Source organism: Opitutus terrae PB90-1, from assembly GCF_000019965.1.
Classification (GTDB): Bacteria; Verrucomicrobiota; Verrucomicrobiia; order Opitutales; family Opitutaceae; genus Opitutus; species Opitutus terrae.
On sequence record NC_010571.1, the window covers coordinates 1,087,988 to 1,105,271 of the forward strand.

General features: G+C 62.7%; 11 protein-coding genes and 1 pseudogene. 6 read left to right on the forward strand and 6 right to left on the reverse strand.

Annotation, left to right across the window (positions count from 1 at the left end; all coding sequences use genetic code 11):
- Positions 1-82: 82 nt before the first annotated feature.
- Entirely contained in the window at positions 83-664 is a 582-nt protein-coding gene (pdxH, locus tag OTER_RS04460) for a pyridoxamine 5'-phosphate oxidase (protein ID WP_012373711.1), read from the forward strand.
- Between the two features lie 15 nt (positions 665-679).
- Here the strand turns inward: pdxH and recA are convergent, their stop codons facing one another.
- From recA to OTER_RS04485, 5 genes are all read right to left on the reverse strand, one after another.
- Positions 680-1,750 carry a recombinase RecA gene (gene recA, locus OTER_RS04465; protein WP_012373712.1) on the reverse strand — a complete coding sequence of 357 codons (1,071 nt, stop codon included), beginning with the start codon at positions 1,748-1,750 and terminating at the stop codon, positions 680-682.
- Positions 1,751-1,949: 199 nt separating this feature from the next.
- Entirely contained in the window at positions 1,950-3,884 is a 1,935-nt protein-coding gene (locus tag OTER_RS04470) for a hypothetical protein (protein WP_012373713.1), read from the reverse strand.
- Positions 3,881-4,924: a PilW family protein gene (locus tag OTER_RS04475; RefSeq protein WP_012373714.1), complete on the reverse strand. Its 1,044-nt coding sequence runs from the start codon at positions 4,922-4,924 to the stop codon at positions 3,881-3,883. The genes OTER_RS04470 and OTER_RS04475 overlap by 4 nt, the downstream gene beginning before the upstream one ends.
- 28 nt (positions 4,925-4,952) lie before the next feature.
- Entirely contained in the window at positions 4,953-5,396 is a 444-nt protein-coding gene (locus OTER_RS24930; protein ID WP_012373715.1) for a type II secretion system protein, read from the reverse strand.
- Between the two features lie 221 nt (positions 5,397-5,617).
- Entirely contained in the window at positions 5,618-6,835 is a 1,218-nt protein-coding gene (locus OTER_RS04485; RefSeq protein WP_012373716.1) for an anion transporter, read from the reverse strand.
- 331 nt (positions 6,836-7,166) lie between these two features.
- Between OTER_RS04485 and OTER_RS04490 the strand changes: the two genes are divergently transcribed.
- Positions 7,167-8,135 carry an ATP-binding protein gene (locus OTER_RS04490; RefSeq protein WP_237702445.1) on the forward strand — a complete coding sequence of 323 codons (969 nt, stop codon included), beginning with the start codon at positions 7,167-7,169 and terminating at the stop codon, positions 8,133-8,135.
- Between the two features lie 8 nt (positions 8,136-8,143).
- On the opposite strand, the gene OTER_RS04495 is transcribed toward OTER_RS04490, so the two are convergent.
- On the reverse strand, positions 8,144-9,118 hold the full coding sequence (locus tag OTER_RS04495; protein WP_012373718.1) for an NAD-dependent epimerase/dehydratase family protein: 975 nt from the start codon (positions 9,116-9,118) through the stop codon (positions 8,144-8,146).
- Positions 9,119-9,345: 227 nt separating this feature from the next.
- Here OTER_RS04495 and OTER_RS04500 point away from each other — a divergent pair, with 227 nt between their 5' ends.
- The 4 genes and pseudogenes from OTER_RS04500 to OTER_RS04515 all read left to right on the forward strand — a co-directional run bounded on the left by OTER_RS04500 (position 9,346) and on the right by OTER_RS04515 (position 17,201).
- Complete coding sequence (locus OTER_RS04500; RefSeq protein ID WP_012373719.1) at positions 9,346-9,681, forward strand: glutaredoxin family protein; 336 nt, start codon at positions 9,346-9,348, stop codon at positions 9,679-9,681.
- A 229-nt stretch (positions 9,682-9,910) separates the two neighbouring features.
- On the forward strand, positions 9,911-14,497 hold the full coding sequence (gltB, locus tag OTER_RS04505) for a glutamate synthase large subunit (RefSeq protein WP_012373720.1): 4,587 nt from the start codon (positions 9,911-9,913) through the stop codon (positions 14,495-14,497).
- Between the two features lie 84 nt (positions 14,498-14,581).
- Positions 14,582-16,065 (forward strand): annotated as a pseudogene (gene gltD / locus OTER_RS04510) (glutamate synthase small subunit).
- Positions 16,066-16,493: 428 nt separating this feature from the next.
- Positions 16,494-17,201: a hypothetical protein gene (locus OTER_RS04515; RefSeq protein ID WP_012373722.1), complete on the forward strand. Its 708-nt coding sequence runs from the start codon at positions 16,494-16,496 to the stop codon at positions 17,199-17,201.
- The last annotated feature ends 83 nt before the right edge of the window (positions 17,202-17,284 follow it).

Here is a 17,284-nt window from a genome sequence, read left to right on the forward strand (position 1 = left end):
GCCGATTTGCACCCGCAATCCCTGCGCGTCGTTGGCCAACGCGCGCGCAGACCTGGCTCCAACGGAACGCCATGCTGGACTCATGGCTGCGTCCGACCCATTCGATCTCTTCGCGGAGTGGTTCGCCCTGGCAAAAAAAACGGAGCCGGACGACCCGACCGCATGTGCGCTCGCCACGGCTGATCCTGGCGGCCGGCCGAGTGTGCGCATGGTGCTCTTGAAGGGATTCGACCGTCGCGGCGCAGTGTTCTATACGAATCTCGAAAGCCCGAAGGCCGCCGACCTGCAAACGAATCCCCGCGCCGCGCTTTGCTTCCATTGGGCGCGCTTGGAGCGACAGGTGCGGATCGACGGCCGCGTGGAGCCCGTCCCAGCCGATGAGGCGGACACCTACTTTGCGACGCGCCCGCGGCTCAGTCAGCTCGGCGCGTGGGCCTCGCGGCAATCGCGGCCGATGACGGGCCGGTTCGAGTTGGAGCAGGCGGTCGCCGGCGCGGCGGCGCGGTTCGGCTTGGGCGCCGTGCCCCGTCCGCCGCACTGGTCAGGGCTCCGCGTAAGGCCGGACGTATTCGAGTTCTGGGTTCAACGCCCGTTCCGGCACCACGACCGCCAGCGGTTCACCCGGCAGGGCGACGATTGGCAGCAGCAGTGGCTGTTTCCGTAGGCCGGCTTGCGGAGCTCAGGTCGTGGCGCCGTCGCCGCCTGTGATGACGGCACCGCCGGTGACCGTCACGCGATCGAGGATGGCCTGAGTAATCTTCTCGGCGAGTTCGGGCTTTTCCTTGATCGCGGCCTTGGCGGCATCGCGGCCCTGGCCGATCAGCGCCCCCTCGTAGGCGATCCACGCCCCCTTCTTCTCCAGAATCTTGCGCTCCAGGCCGAGATCGAGGAGCGAACCGGAGCGCGAGATACCCTCGTCATACATGATGTCGAATTCGCACTCGGTGAACGGCGGCGCGACCTTGTTCTTGACCACCTTGATCTTGGTCCGGTTGCCGATGACCTTGCCTTCCGGAGTCTTGATCTGGTCCTTGCGGCGGATGTCGATGCGTACCGAGGAGAAGAATTTCAGCGCACGGCCGCCGGAGGTCGTCTCCGGATTGCCGAACATCACGCCGATCTTCTCGCGGATCTGGTTGGTAAAAATGCACACGCATGCGGTCTTGCTCACCACGGCCGTTAGACGACGCATGGCTTGTGACATCAGCCGCGCCTGGCTGCCCATCGTGAGGTCGCCCATCTGGCCGTCGAGTTCTGCCTTGGTGATGAGGGCGGCAACCGAGTCCAGCACGATCACGTCGATGCTGTTCGAGCGGATCAACGTCTCCATGATGTTCAGCGCGTCTTCGCCGCTGTCGGGCTGGGAGACAAGCAGGTCGTCGAGATTCACCCCGACGACCCGGGCGTATTTCGGGTCGAGCGCGTGCTCCACATCGATGAAGGCGGCGAGCCCGCCGCGGCGCTGTGCCTCGGCGATCACGCTCAAGCAGAACGTCGTTTTGCCGGAAGACTCGGGGCCGTAGATTTCGACAATGCGACCCTTCGGCAGGCCGCCCACCCCGAGGGCCAGATCGATCGCGAGCGAGCCCGTGGAGAGCGTCTCCACCTTCATGCGGGTGGCGCCGCCCAGCCGCATGATGGAGCCCTCGCCGAATTGCTTGGTGATGGCGGAAACGGCGAGGTCGAGATTCTTGTCGCGCGCGGGCGCGGCGGCGGCGGGGAGGGGCTTGGCGGGTGCGGCTTTGGACATGGGAAGAAATGAACGGGATCTGACGTTGCAGCGAGTTCGCCGAAGTCCGGCGATTTGCGCCAACGCTGCAACCAGCGACCCCGAAGTGGCAAGCCCCGCGTGAACGAAAACGTCAGAGCCCCGACACAAGCAAAGGTGGCTGACGCGCGCTCCGCGCTGCCGGGATCGAGTGAGACGCCGTCCCGCGGTCCGGTGCCGCCTACTGCAACTGCACCCACTGCCCGCGCTGCAGCGAACGGACCGTCGGAGTTCCGGGAGGCAGTTTTGACGGATCGCTGAACTGCGTGTCGAAATACCAATTGCGGGTAGGCACGCCGTAGGCACTCCCAGCCCAAGGCGCCGTCGCCTGCTGGCTTTCGTAAAGATTGATGATCGATCCGTAATAAGTCAGACGCTTCCCGCCCCAGTCTTCGAGCAATCGAATGTAGTTTTCGACGCCGCCGCTGTACGCGCTGGTCGTGGTTTTCACGATCCCGGAAATCAGAGCGGTGTTGATCGTGGTGTTGGTTGGTTTTCGCGAACTCAAGGTCGCTTTGTTGTTGTAGTCGTCGGAATCCCAGTAGCGCGAAAGTACCGTGACCGCATCAGCGATGACCGCGGCCGGCTGGACAGTGTAGCCGGCAACGTAATTTTTCGAATCAAGCGCCTTGTCGCCGTCGTTGACCGCCGGCGAATTGCCACCGGTGTTATAGTCGCCCACGATGTAGGCGGGGTTCTCGCTCACTATCGTGAGCCCAGCCTTGGTTGATAGCGGTTTCGATCCATCCGGGAGATCGGTGCCATTGATGATTTTCACCGCGACCGGATTCGTAGTGCTGTCTGTGACATTCGCGACGTAGAGGACTCCATTCCATAGCTTCTTCCCTCGCAGATCAGAGGGGATGTCCTGGTTTTTCAAAGCGGCGGGAACCGAGCTGTCGTCCGGCCATTTGGCGGTCGAGGGGATCGTCGCGGGAAGTCCGCCTGCTTCGTAAGCGGTAGTCAGCGCCGCAACGTTGACTTCGGTCACCGTCACCGCGGCGCTGTTCTCGCGGTAATCCGTCACGGTCTTCTTTGTCGCTGGATTGCTGATCATCGTGTTCAGCACGGTGGCCAGAGGGTCGCCTGCCGGAATTATCGTGCCATCTTCGGTCATGTAAACGCGCGACTTGCTGCCGACTGATACGTTGCTCGCCGAGCTGGCGGTGGCGCCGGTCGTGTTCACCAGAACCTTCAACCCGGCTTGATTGTACAGGCGTTCGCTCGCGCTGGGATCGTTTTGATGCGTGTCCGGAATTTCGATCAGTTCACGAGCACCATCGTTGTTGACGTTTGAGTCGTCCGTGTCCTTGGCCATCGACCCAGGCGGGTCCTCCCGCGAGCTGGCCGTTGGGTGGCCCTTTGCGTAAGTGACCGGTCCGGTCAGGACGTCCTTGTGGTGTTTGTCGTTCGGCGCATAATCCTTGGATATCCCGTTCACGTACGTCACATAATCAGAGTAAGTGATGCTCGCGGCGGTGTTGGTATAGATCGTGCCGTTCGAATGCACGCGGCCGCCAACGACAAACTTGGCGCCCGGGAACAATTCCATGTCGCTGTCGTAGAAGATGGCATACTGGAACAGCGGCTTAATGCTGTAGATCCACTCGCGCTGAAAACTCATCTGCACGGGCGCCGTCATCCCGGGCGTCTGCCGCTGGAACTCGATGGCGCTCACATAATGATAGCTTCCGCGCACCGCGTTGAAGCCCGTATGCTTGTCGACCACCACTCCATCCTCGACCGGAACCGTCAAAAACGTTTTCCACGTGTATCCCTGCGCCGTCCCGAACTGATCGGACGGGGCAAGGGTGAGGTTGGTGACGGCGGTCGTCTGCGCGATGTTAGGCAGGTTGTATTGGGCGATCTGTGCCTTGAGATCCGTGAATGCCTTTTCAAAGGCGAATTCCGCGGCATAGGTGGACTCGAGCCGGACGTCGCTACGTTTCTCCAGTTGGGCTTCGCTGTTGAGATAGCTGAGCACCGAAGCGAGCATTCCCGCCATGACGAGGGCGAGAATCAACACGACGAACAGCGCACTGCCGCGCTCGTCGTGACACCCCGTCCCGCGCTCGCGGCGCGCTCTGGGGAACGCAATCTTGGTTGCAGCGTTCATTGCACGGAAGGGTCGGTGCGGGCGTAAGCCGTGGTTTGGACACCTTGGACGGTGCGACCAGCGACCGTGCCGCGCGGCAGTTTCTGCAGGTTTAGGGTCAGCACGCGGCCATTCGAAACAAACGGCTTCGTGGCCGCGCTCGTTGGGTCGGCTGGGTTGGACACGGGCGAGGCGTCAACATCGGTGGCCAGCACGATATGGTTCGCTGTATCCTTGTCGGGGTAGTACCACAGCTGTCCGCGGCGTTCCACTGTGGGATCGGTTTCGGAAAAGACTTCAAAGCGCATCCGGCGCCCCGCCCCGGTGGGCAGAATCTTTGTTCCATTCGGGACATCGACGCCTAGCTTCGTAGTGAATGTAATGGTTTTGCTGCCCTTGCCATTGCTCACGCTGTCGATGACGAGCACCACTTGTGCGCCATACGCTGTCGCCGGGATCGTGACCACGTCCCCCTTTCGAAACATTCCTTCCAGCAGCTTGGCCCCTTTAGTATCTCGTTCCAAATTGATCCCTTCGTTCGCGCCAAGATACGTCTGGCTCTTGAAATAAGTGGATATGTCGGTTCCTGCTACAGCAGCACTTGGACGCGCCGAACTCGCGAAAATCGAACTCGTCGCCACTGCGCTGGAGTAATCTTTAACCTTCACGAGCTGCTGATTGTCCTTGTATCCCAGGGCATCACTAAGCGGACCGATGCTGGTCGCGGCACCATCGATAACTGCCACCGCGAGCGTATCGGGCGGCACATCCAGCTGGAGACCGTTGGCTGAAACTACGATCGGTTGCGATGCACTGCGGACCGACTGGCTGATCATGTCCGCGGCATACCGCAATTCCGACGAGCCTTTGATGGTCGCTTCCGTGTGGAACGCCCGTTTGGTCACTCCGGTGTAGGCGACCAAGGTCATGCCCATAACGATCCCCAAGATCGTAGTGGCGACCATCAGCTCGACGAGCGTGAAGCCCGCCAGCGGGACTGCGGAATCTGACCGACGGAGTGCGTCGACGGAAGTCGAGCGTGCGAAGCGAAGCGCTTTCATGCGAGCCGGAGGGTTGAACGCGCGACCGTTATACCGATCGAAAGATCGGCATCGAGATGACTGTTTTCTTGCCTCGCCACGTCCACTCCACCTCGACGCGCAGCGTCCGGGTGGTCGACGTGTCCGCCACCGCCACGACGCGACGCTTGAAGGTGACGCGACCCGCCTGATTGGACGGATACTGGAACTGGCTGCTCTTGTCGGGACCGAAGGTCGTCTTGATCGAGCTGGTGATAGTCTGCTCGTCCGAGGTCGTGAAACTAGCATAGCCGACGGATATCAGCCGCTCAGCTTCATCCTGCATCAGCCGGTGCGCCTCACCGCGAATCGCCGTGTTCATGGCGCTCGTGGTGATCAACTGCAACCCGGGGAAAACGGACGCGCACATCAGCGTGATCAGTACCATGGTCACCAGCACCTCGACCAAGCTGAACGCCTTTTGATTAGCACGCCGCCGGACTGGTGTGAGCACGCGAACGCTGGAAGCACCCGTTTTCACGCCGCTCCTAATGCCGCACAAGCAATCCCTTGGGAAGGGAAAATATTGGCAAGCTGAGGTAGTTTGCCCGGAACTACCGGTTTTTACACCCTACTTACACGCGATCGCAACCGAGTGACGGCGCATGCGCACATGGCTGACCGTTGGCCGCGTAACAGGCAGTGGAGGGTGCACCCCGCCGGTTAAGAGCGGCATCAACTCAACCACCACACGCCGCACAGCAAAGTCAGGAGCGCGATCGGCGTTCCTGCTTTCAGATACTCACCGAACGACAGCCTTACCCCGCTACGTCGTGCGATCTCTGCGACGATCAAGTTCGCCACCGAGCCAAGCAGGGTCAGGTTTCCGGCCAGCGTCGTGGCCATGGCCAGGGTGAGCCACGCCTGATGCGGCTCAGCCAGCGTAGGCACGACAGGGCGAAACAACATCACCGCGGGCACGTTCGACACGATGTTGCTGAGCACGACGGACACGAATGTCAGCTTGGCCGGCCCGCCATCTGCCCAAGGACGCATCCAGGCGAAGAGCTGCGCGCCGAACCCACTCGTTTCAATCGCTCCGGTGACGACGAACAACGACGCGAAGAACACCAACAGTCCCCAATCGATTTCCTCGAACACATGCTCCGGATCCCGCCGGCGCGAGATGAGCAGCACTGCCGCTGCGATCAATGCCGCCAACGGAATGGGGACGCCGGCGACCAAGCCGACGATCATCAGTCCGGTGGCGAGCATCGCCTTGCGCAGGAGAGGTGCATCCTCCGTGCCGGGAACTTCCACATGGGTCGGAATGAACGGCTGCGTGTATTCCGCACGATACACCAGGACGATCACCGCCCAGATAATCAGCAGCCCAACGAGAGCGACCGGCCCGAGGACCCGGGAGAACTCCACGAAGGGGAGGCCGGACGACAAACCAACCAGCATATTCTGAGGGTTGCCCGTGATCGTTGCCACGGACCCAACATTGGCGGCCGTAACCAAACCGACCAGGTAGGGCAGGGGATCGCGTCGCAGCGTGCGGGTGAGTTCGAGCACGATCGGAGTCATCGTCAGCGCGATCGTATCGTTCAGGAATACGGCCGACAGCACGCCCGAGACGCCGACGATCATCGCCAGCAGCCGGCGCGGCGTGCGCGCGAACCGGACGACATAACCCGTGACACGATGGAAAAAGCCAGCGAGGCGCAGGTTCACGTTCAACACCATCATCGCGAACAGCAGGACAACGGTGTTCCAGTCGACCGCGCGATACGCTTGTTCCAGCGAGAGCGCGCCCGAGCCCACCAGAGCCGTGGCGCCGACGAGCGCGATGGTCGCGCGATTCATGCGAAGCCATGGCCAGCGGCCGATGGCGACACCAATCAACGTGATCGTGATCACCAGGACGCTGAAGACGAAGAGAAAGCTCATGAAGCGAGTGCCGCGGCACCCGGCGTGAAGCTGACAGTGCAGGCGAGGTCCACGCAAGCCGGCGTCCCGTGCGAATCGCGCACGGCAGCGCCTGCCCGCGGTCCCCGACTCGCAACGGAACGGCACGGCATCGGCGCATACCGGCTTGGTGCGGGGCGCACGCGTTTAGTTTCGCACTCGGGTTGCCGGTACGTCCCGCCAGCCACTGCAGGCGAGCGTTTTGAGTAATTCTGCTCCCGCCCGCCGCTCTGCACACCATCCGATATTGGTCGAGATTGCCGCTATGCAACTCGTGCACGCCCAGCGTCTGATCTCCCCGAGCTCTTGGCTCATGCCCCCCGCCGATTCGTGGATCGAGCCGGCTGCGCCGCCGCCACCAGCGATGGACGAGGTCGAGATCACAGAAATCCCGCCGCTGCAGCCGAACGAGAAATCGCTGCTCGAGATGCACAGCCTGCTGAACATCCTAAACGTGTTGCGGGGCGAGCTGAGCTTGATCGGACTGGCCTTGGCGAACGACGACACGTTGTTGCAGGAAAGTCACGCGCTCTGCCGCCGGCTGATTGTGAGTCTGTGCTCGATGGATGGAGGGTTAGCGATGGCAGGCGACATGGACCTTCACCAGCAGCAGGTGCTCGGTGAGATCGAGGAGGCGTTCAGTACGCGCCCGGCAGCACGGGACAATCTGGAAGTCACCGAATCGGTGGCCAACCTCCGATCCGCCTTCGCCATTCTGCGGGTTCGAGCGCGCGAGGTGCTCGCGCGGTTCAAACATCCCGAGCGCTGGGTGTATTGCTCGGGGACGAGGCTGCGATGCGAGATCCATGACGTGATGCTCGCGATGGAGAGGACCAGCCGGCATCGGTTCCGCGTGGTTTATAATCCGGCACTGCAGCGCCCCACCGACTACTATCTGGACCTGCAAATCGACGGATCGCAGGGCGACCATCTCTGGATGCCGCCGGTGATCAAGGACGTGCTTCGGGACCTGATCGCGAATGCGCGGAAATACACGCCACCGGGGGGACGGATCACGGCGGCCTTGCACGCCCGGAAACGGACGCTGCGGCTCGTGGTCGAGGACACCGGGCGCGGCATCCCCCCCAGGGAGATCGCGACGGTCGTTCATTTTGGTCGCCGCGCCAGCAATGTGGCGGATGTACGGACGATGGGGGGAGGGTTTGGGCTGACGAAAGCGTTCTTCGTCGCCAAGCAGTTCGGGGGCCGGTTCTGGATCGCTTCGAAGCTCGGCGTGGGGACCCGGATTCGCCTCGAGATCCCGGCGCCGCGGTCGGGCTGAGCCCTCCGTCAGCTCTGGTAATAGCGCCGGAACCAGTCGACGAACCGCCGCAGTCCATCCTCGAGCGAAATCCGAGGCGAATAGCCGATGGCTTCGCGCAGCCGGTCAATGCTCGCGCAGGTTTCCAGCATGTCGCCCGGTTGCGGCGGCACGAGTTCGACCACGGCCTTCTTGCCGAGCAGTTCCTCGAGCATTTGGACAAAGAGCAAGACCTCGACGGGGCGGTTGTGGCCGATGTTGAAGAGCCGGAACGGCGGCACCGGCAGTGTGGCCGGCGGGTAGAGGAGGACCTTCACGACGCCGTCGACGATGTCGTCGACGTAGGTGAAGTCGCGGCGATTGCGCCCCTGATTGAAGAGCTTGATGGGACGACCGGCACAGATCGCCTGCGAAAAGAGGATCGGTGCCATGTCCGGTCGGCTCCACGGGCCATAGACGGTGAAGAAGCGCAGCCCGGTAACGGTGAGCCCATAAAGGTGAGCGTAGGTGTGCGCCATCAACTCGTTGCTCTTCTTCGTCGCACCATAATAGGAGATCGGGTGATCCGTGTTGGCGTCTTCGCGGAAGGGAACGACGGCGTGCGCGCCGTAGACGCTGCTGGAGGAGGCGAACACCAGGTGCTTGGGCGGGCGGCGTCGACAAGCCTCGAGCACGTTGAGGAAACCGGTGATGTTGCTGTGGGTGTAGGCGGCGGGATTCTCCGCACTGTGCCGCACACCGGCTTGAGCGCCAAGGTGCACCACGTAATCCGGTTTGAAATGGCTGTAGATCCCTTCGAAGGCGGCTGCCTCTCCAAAGTCCGCCTGCACGAAACGGAAGTCCTCCAACTGTTCCAGCTCCGTGAGCCGCGCCCGTTTCAACTCGACCGAGTAGTAGTCGTTCAAGTTGTCGAGGCCGAGCACTTCGCAGTGCTTGGTTTCAGCCAGCCGGCGGGCCACATGGTATCCAATGAACCCGGCCGCGCCGGTCACGAGGACTTTCATCGGCTGCGTGATAGAGCAATGCCAACGCCGCGGCTAGCGGAAAGGAAGTTGGCGAACTGAGGACCGGAGCGCGGAGCGGGTGCTCGAGTCTCGCTCGCGAGCGCCGCGTGATTTCGATCCATCGAGTCTATGACGAAGTTGCTTCGAAAACACCGCAGACGGTGCTTGCTCGACAAAAAATGCGCCCTATACCTTGCGCCGATTTTGCTCCCGCGCACCTTGCCCGCATGAAGATCAAAGCCTATCTCAAGCCGTCCTGCGGCTGGTCCAATGGCGTTCGCGCCATCCTGCGGAAGTACAATCTTCCGTATGAGGACATCGACATCATCAACAACCGCACGAACTATGCGGAGATGGTGGCGAAATCCGGCCAGCCGTTGTCGCCGTGCGTTGAGATCGACGGCGTCATGCTGGCCGACGTCTCCGGGGAGGAAGTCGAAAATTACCTGCTCAGCAACGAACTGATTCAGCCGGTCGACGCTCCGATGGACGTTGCGACCAACGCCGGATGCTCGGACGACGAGCACGCGCGCATGGCCACGAAAACGATCCGCTTTTTCTGATCCGTCGTTGCAGAGAGCTTGCCGCAACTGAAAAAAAGCACCCGGGCCGCTCTCGCAACGCGAGATCGGCCCTTTTTGTGCTGTGTCATATCCGACCTTCTCTCACCTGCAGCTGATTTTCCCCTCCTGGCTTCTCCCATAAAGAACCACCCAACCTGTGAACACCACCCAGCCCTCCGAATCTGCCCAAGACCAACCTGGCACTGGCGCGACCGCGCGCCCCTCGTCCGTGCGTCCAGGCAAACAGGGCCTGTACGACCCGTGGTTCGAGCATGACGCCTGCGGCGTCGGCTTCGTGGTCGACATGAAGGGGCGCAAGTCGAACGCGATCATCAAGCAGGGCCTGCAGATCCTCACGAATCTCGATCACCGCGGCGCCAGCGGCGCCGAGGTGAACACCGGTGACGGCGCGGGCATTCTCCTGCAGATGCCGCACAAGTTCCTGGCCGATGCCGCGGCGGCCGCGCGTTTCAGCCTGCCCGAGTCGGGTCACTATGGCTGCGGACTGGTCTTCCTGCCGCGCAATCCCACCACGCGCCGCAAGCTCGAAGAGGTTTTCGGCGGCATCGTTCAATCCGAGGGCCAAATTCTCCTCGGCTGGCGCACGCTGCCGACGAATCACGCAATGCTCGGCGATACCGCTCGTTCAGCGGAGCCCTACATCCGGCAAGTGTTCATCGGTCGCGGCAAGGACATCGCCGACGATGCCGCTTTCGAGCGCAAGCTCTACGTCATCCGCAAGCGCGCTTACTCCGAAATTCGGACCACGACATTCGCGGGGTCGGAGACGTGGTACGTCCCCAGCCTGTCCTCGAAGACGATCGTCTACAAGGGCATGCTCACCACGGAGCAGCTCGAGCAGTATTTCCTCGATCTGCAGAGCCCGCTGATGGAGTCGGCGCTCGCGCTGGTGCACTCGCGGTTCAGCACGAACACGTTCCCGAGTTGGGACCGCGCGCATCCTTACCGCTACATCGCACACAACGGCGAAATCAACACCCTCCGCGGCAACATCAACTGGATGCATGCGCGCCAGGCGTTGTTCGCCTCCGAGTTGTTTGGCGACGACATCAAGAAGATCCTGCCGATCATCAACCCGAACGGCTCGGACTCGTCGATGTTCGACAACACGCTCGAGCTCCTCGTGCTCGGGGGCCGCTCGCTGGCGCACGCGATCATGATGATGATCCCTGAGCCTTGGTCCAATCACGAGTCGATGGACCCGGCCCGGCGGGCGTTTTACCAGTATCACTCCTGCCTGATGGAGCCGTGGGACGGCCCAGCCTCGATCGCGTTCACCGATGGCAAGCAGATCGGCGCGATCCTCGACCGCAACGGGCTGCGTCCGTCGCGCTACTACGTGACCAGCGACGACCTCGTGATCATGGCGTCGGAAGCAGGCGTGCTCGATATCCCGCCGGAGAAGGTCCGCCAGAAGGGCCGGCTGCAGCCCGGCCGCATGTTCCTGGTCGATATCGAACAGGGACGGATCATCGAGGACGAAGAGATCAAGCAGCAGCTCGCGGCCGAGCGTCCTTACCAGGAATGGCTGAAGGCAAATTTGGTTCATCTCGATGAGCTGCCAGCCGCCCCGGCCGTGCCACCGCCGGACCACGAGACATTGCTGCACCGGCAGATCGCTTTCGGCTACACGTTCGAGGACCAGCGCATCCTCCTCGCACCGATGGCGCGCGACGGCGTCGAAGCGATCGGTTCGATGGGCAACGACACGCCCCTCGCCGTGCTGTCGAACAAGCCGCGGCTGCTCTACGACTATTTCAAGCAACTCTTCGCGCAGGTCACGAACCCGCCGATCGACTGTATCCGCGAGGAAATCATTACCTCGGCCGAGACCCGCATCGGTTCCGAGGGCAACCTGCTCAATCCCGATCCGCTGGCCTGCCGGCGTATCGAGCTGAAATGGCCGGTGCTCACCAACGAGGAGTTCGCCAAGCTCCGCCGCCTCGACCAACCAGGCTTCAAGGTCGGCGTCATTCCGATCTTGTTCCGGGCGAGCCGCGGCGACCGCGGCCTTGCCAAGTCGATGGAGGAAATCTGTCTCATCGCCCGGCGCATGATCGAGGATGAGGAGAATACGGTGCTCATCCTCAGTGATCGCGGGGTCACGAAAGACTTCGCGCCGATTCCCGCGCTGCTCGCGGTGGCTGGCTTGCATCACTTCCTGATCCGCGAAGGCCTGCGCACGCGGATTTCGATGATCCTCGAAAGCGGCGAAGCCCGCGAGGTGCACCATTTTTCGCTGCTGATTGGCTACGGCTGCAGCGCCATCAACCCCTACGTCGCCTTCGAAACGATCGACGGGATGATCCAGGACGGGCTGCTGGTGAACATCGACCACAAGACCGCCTGCAAGAACTTCGTCAAAGCCGCGTCCAAGGGCGTGGTGAAGGTGATGTCCAAGATGGGCATCTCCGCCATCCAGAGTTACCGCGGCGCACAGGTGTTCGAAGCCGTCGGCCTCCGCCAGGACGTCATCGATCATTACTTCACGTGGACGCCCTCCCGCGTCGGCGGCATCGGACTCGATGTGATCGCCCAGGAAGTGCTCACGCGCCATCGCGCGGCCTTCCCCGAGCGGCCCGTGAACGGTCACGTGCTCCCGGTGGGCGGGCAGTATCAGTGGCGCTCCGACGGCGAATATCACCTGTTCAACCCGGAATCAATCCACCGGCTGCAGAAGGCCGTGCGCACCGGCAGCTATGCGGTGTTCAAGGAGTACTCCAAGATCATCAACGACACCTCGCGCAACGTCGCCACGCTCCGCGGCCTGCTCGACTTCAAGGCGGGTGACTCGATCCCGCTCGAAGAGGTCGAACCGGTCGAATCCATCGTGAAGCGGTTCAAGACCGGCGCGATGTCCTACGGCTCGATTTCCAAGGAAGCGCACGAAACGCTGGCGATCGCGATGAACCGGCTCGGCGGCAAGTCCAACACCGGCGAAGGCGGCGAGGATCCGGAACGTTTCATCCCGCTTCCCAACGGCGATTCGAAGAACTCCGCGATCAAGCAGGTCGCATCCGGCCGGTTCGGCGTGACCAGCGAATACCTGGTCAACGCGCGCGAGCTACAGATCAAGATGGCGCAGGGCGCGAAACCCGGCGAGGGTGGCCAGCTGCCCGGTACGAAGGTGTATCCGTGGGTCGCAAAGACCCGCCACACCACCGCGGGTGTGGGTCTGATCTCGCCGCCGCCGCACCACGACATCTACTCGATCGAGGATCTCGCCGAGCTGATCCACGACTTGAAGAACGGCAACCGCCAGGCACGCATCAGCGTGAAGCTCGTCGCCGAGGTCGGTGTGGGCACGATCGCGGCCGGTGTGGCGAAAGCGCATGCGGACGTCGTACTGATTTCCGGTTACGATGGCGGCACGGGCGCGTCGCCGCAAACGTCGATCACGCACGCCGGCCTGCCGTGGGAACTCGGGCTCGCCGAGACGCACCAGACACTCGTACTGAATAATCTCCGCTCGCGCATCGCGGTCGAGACCGATGGCCAGCTCAAGACTGGCCGCGACGTCGTCATCGCCGCGTTGCTCGGCGCCGAGGAGTTCGGCTTCGCCACCGGACCGCTCGTGGCGTCCGGCTGCATCATGATGCGCGTGTGCCATCTCAACACCTGTCCGACGGGCGTTGCCACGCAGGATCCGCGGCTCCGGGAGAAATTTACCGGCAAGCCGGAGCATGTCGTGAACTTCATGACGTTCATCGCGCAGGAGGTCCGCGAGATCATGGCCCAGCTCGGCTTCCGCACGATCGAGGAGATGATCGGCCACACCGAGCGACTCGAGGCCAAGCAGGCAATCGAGCACTGGAAGGCGAAGGGGCTCGATTTCAGCAATATTCTCTACCAGCCCGAAGTCGGCCCCGAGGTTGGCCGGTTTTGTCAGGAGAAGCAGGATCACGGTCTGGCCAAGTCGCTCGACGTGACGACGCTGCTCGATCTCTGCAAACCGGCGATTGAGCGCGGCGAGAAGGTCATCGCCGAACTGCCGGTCCGCAACGTCAACCGCGTGGTCGGCACCATCACCGGCAGCGAGGTCACGCGGAAATACGGCGCGAAAGGCCTTCCCGCCGATACCATCCGGATCCACTTCAAGGGTTCGGCGGGCCAGAGCTTCGGCGCGTTCATGCCCCCGGGCATGACGTTCTCGATCGAGGGCGACGCGAACGACTATGTCGGCAAAGGCCTTTCGGGCGGCAAGATCATCGTGTATCCGCCGGCTGGTTCACCGTTCGATCCCTCGGAAAACATCATCGTCGGCAACGTGGCGCTCTATGGCGCGACGGCGGGTGAAGTCTATCTCCGCGGGCGCGCGGGCGAACGCTTCGCCGTGCGCAACTCCGGTGTCAACGCCGTCGTCGAAGGCGTGGGCGATCACGCTTGTGAATACATGACCGGAGGTCGCGTCGTGGTGCTCGGCTCGACGGGCCGCAACTTCGCGGCCGGCATGTCGGGCGGCGTCGCGTACGTCCTCGACGAAAGCGGAGGTTTCGCGCAACGCGTGAATCTGGCGATGGTCGGCCTCGAGAAGCTCGAAGCGCCGGCGGAAATCGCAGAGGTTCGCGCGCTGATCGAAAATCACCTCGCCTACACCAAGAGCGGGCGCGCGCAGCGCGTGCTCGATTTGTGGGACGCGATGGTACCAAGGTTCGTGAAGGTGCTGCCCAAGGACTACAAACGCATGCTCGCCTGCATCGAGCGCGCGCGCGGTCAGGGTCTCACCGGCGACGAAGCCGTCATGGCGGCGTTTGAGGAAAACGCCCGCGACCTCTCGCGCGTCGGCGGCAACTGAGCTGTACGATTTCGGCTCAAGCCATCGCCGACCGACCTGAAGTTTAGAACCTAATCTCCAACTTCCCTCTTCACCTTTCTCCTCATGGGCAAACCCACTGGTTTCATCGAATACCTCCGCGAACTTCCCGTCGATCGTGCGCCACTCGAACGCGTCCGCGACTACAGGAGTTTCACCACCACATGGAGGAGAAAAAACTCCGGACGCAGGGCGCGCGCTGCATGGACTGCGGCGTACCATTTTGCCACACAGGCAAGCTGATCAGCGGCATGGCCTCGGGCTGCCCGATCAACAACCTCATCCCGGAATGGAACGATCTCGTTTACCGCGGCCTCTGGAAAGAGGCGCTCGATCGTCTCCACAAGACGAATAACTTCCCCGACTTCACCGGCCGCGTCTGCCCGGCGCCGTGCGAAGGCTCGTGCGTGCTCGGCATCAACAATCCCCCGGTCACGATCAAGAATATCGAATATAGCATCATCGAGCGCGGTTGGGAGGAAGGCTGGGTGCTGCCCGAGCCGCCGAAGGTGCGCACCGGAAAGAAAGTGGCCGTGATCGGCTCGGGCCCCGCGGGCCTCTCGGCCGCCGCGCAGCTCAACAAGGCCGGCCACACCGTGACGGTGTTCGAACGGGCCGATCGTCCCGGCGGGTTGCTGATGTATGGCATCCCGAACATGAAGCTCGACAAGAAGGAGGTCGTGTTGCGCCGCGTGAAGCTGATGGAGCAGGAAGGCGTGAAGTTCATCTGCAACGCGAACGTCGGCGAAAATGTCGAGCCGCAGATTTTCCTGAAGGAGTACGACGCCACGGTGATCTGCACCGGCGCCACGCAGCCGCGCGATCTGCCGATCGAAGGCCGCAACCTCAAGGGCGTCCACTTCGCGATGGAGTTCCTCACCGCGAACACCCAGGCGCTGCTCAACGGCGGCGCCGAGCACAGCCCGATCCAGGCCAAGGGCAAGGACGTGATCGTCATCGGCGGCGGTGACACCGGCACGGACTGTGTTGGCACGTCGATGCGCCACGGCGCCAAAAGCATCACGCAAATCGAGATTTTGCCGAAGCCACCGATGGATCGGGCGGCCGACAATCCCTGGCCCGAATGGCCGAAGGTCTATCGCATGGACTACGGTCAGGAGGAAGCCGCGGCGAAGTTTGGCGCGGATCCGCGCATCTATCTCACGACGGTTAAGAAGTTCGTCGGCGACGAGAACGGCGCCCTCAAGGAACTCGTGACGGTCGAGATCAAGTGGGAGAAGAACGAGAAGGGCCAGTTCGTGCCGAAGGAGGTTCCCGGCACGGAGAAGACCCGGCCTGCGCAGCTCGTGCTGCTGGCGATGGGATTCCTCGGGCCCGAGCAAGCGCTGCTCAAGGAGATCAACCTCGAGACCGATGCGCGTTCGAACATCAAAGCCGAGCACGAGAAGTACACGACCAACCTCAAGGGTGTGTTCGCCGCCGGCGATTGCCGTCGTGGACAATCACTCGTGGTGTGGGCGATCAACGAAGGACGCGGCGCCGCCAGAGAATGTGACCGCTATCTGATGGGCGCGACCGATCTACCGTGACCGTGCAGGGCGCAGCCTGCTGCGCCTCCAAGTCCGCATGGGGGCCGCGCCGTCGGTTTTCTCCGCCAAGAACTCCTACCGGGCCACTCGCCGGCAAGTCGGCGAGACCGCTACGCCTGACCTCGACCCACCTAATGTGGAATCCAGCTCTGCACGCGCGAAACAACGGCCGCAATCTCCTCCCCCGCACGAACGCCCGACAAAAAGTGCCACGTAGCACGTGACACGTCGGAGACGCCAGCGGGAACAAAAGAGAGGGAACCCACGTGGTCGGGTGCCTCCGATCTCACCCACTGGTTTGTCGGCGGCTGCGGCGAGCCGCAACGCCTGAGGCGGCGGGCTAGCGGAACGTGAAAGAACGCCGGCGTCCGGCGGTTGCGGCGATTCAGCTTGGCGGGGCAGGGGATCGGCGCGAGCGTCGCGGGTTTATGTCGACCGCCGTCCTCCCCGCCGAAGCACCGTGGCGTGCCGGCTTGCGCAGCGCGCGAGCCAATCTGCTGCCGGGCTTCGTGCTGCAGATCACGGCGCTCGCCCTCGTCACGGCGTACTACCAGCACGACGGTACGCGCGCGTTGCTCGGCCGGCTGGCGGCATGGCGCACCGAGGTGGGTATCGCGTCCGCCGTGTTGACGACGGGCCTGTTTGGCGGGCTGCTCCCCGTGCTTTATTTGCGGGCGCGGAGGGCGACGCGCGCTCAATACACGTGGCGCCAGGGCCTCGCGATCACCCTCTTCTGGGCCTACAAAGGCGCCGAGGTGGAGATCCTCTACCGGCTGCTGGCGCGCTACGTCGGCGAGGGGCACGACGTGGCAACGATCGCGATCAAAACCTCCATCGACCAATTCGTCTACTGCCCGCTGCTGGCCGTGCCCTTCACGGCGCTGATGTATGAGTGGACCACCGCGCATTTTCGCGGCTCGGTCGTGGCGGAGGATTTTCGCGCCGGGCGCTGGATCCGACGGCGCGTGGTGCCGGTGCTGATCTCCAACATCGGCGTGTGGCTGCCCGCGGCGTGCATCATTTACTCACTGCCCACTCCGCTGCAGCTGCCGTTGCAGAACTTGGTGCTGTGTTTCTTCACGCTACTGGTGGCGCACCAGACCAAGCGCTCCGCCGAGCACGAGTCGCTCGCATGAGAGCCGATCCGCGCTGAATTGTTACGGAGAAGTCATCGCGGAATAGATGCGGCAGGTTTTGCGTCTCACCGTAAAACTACCAT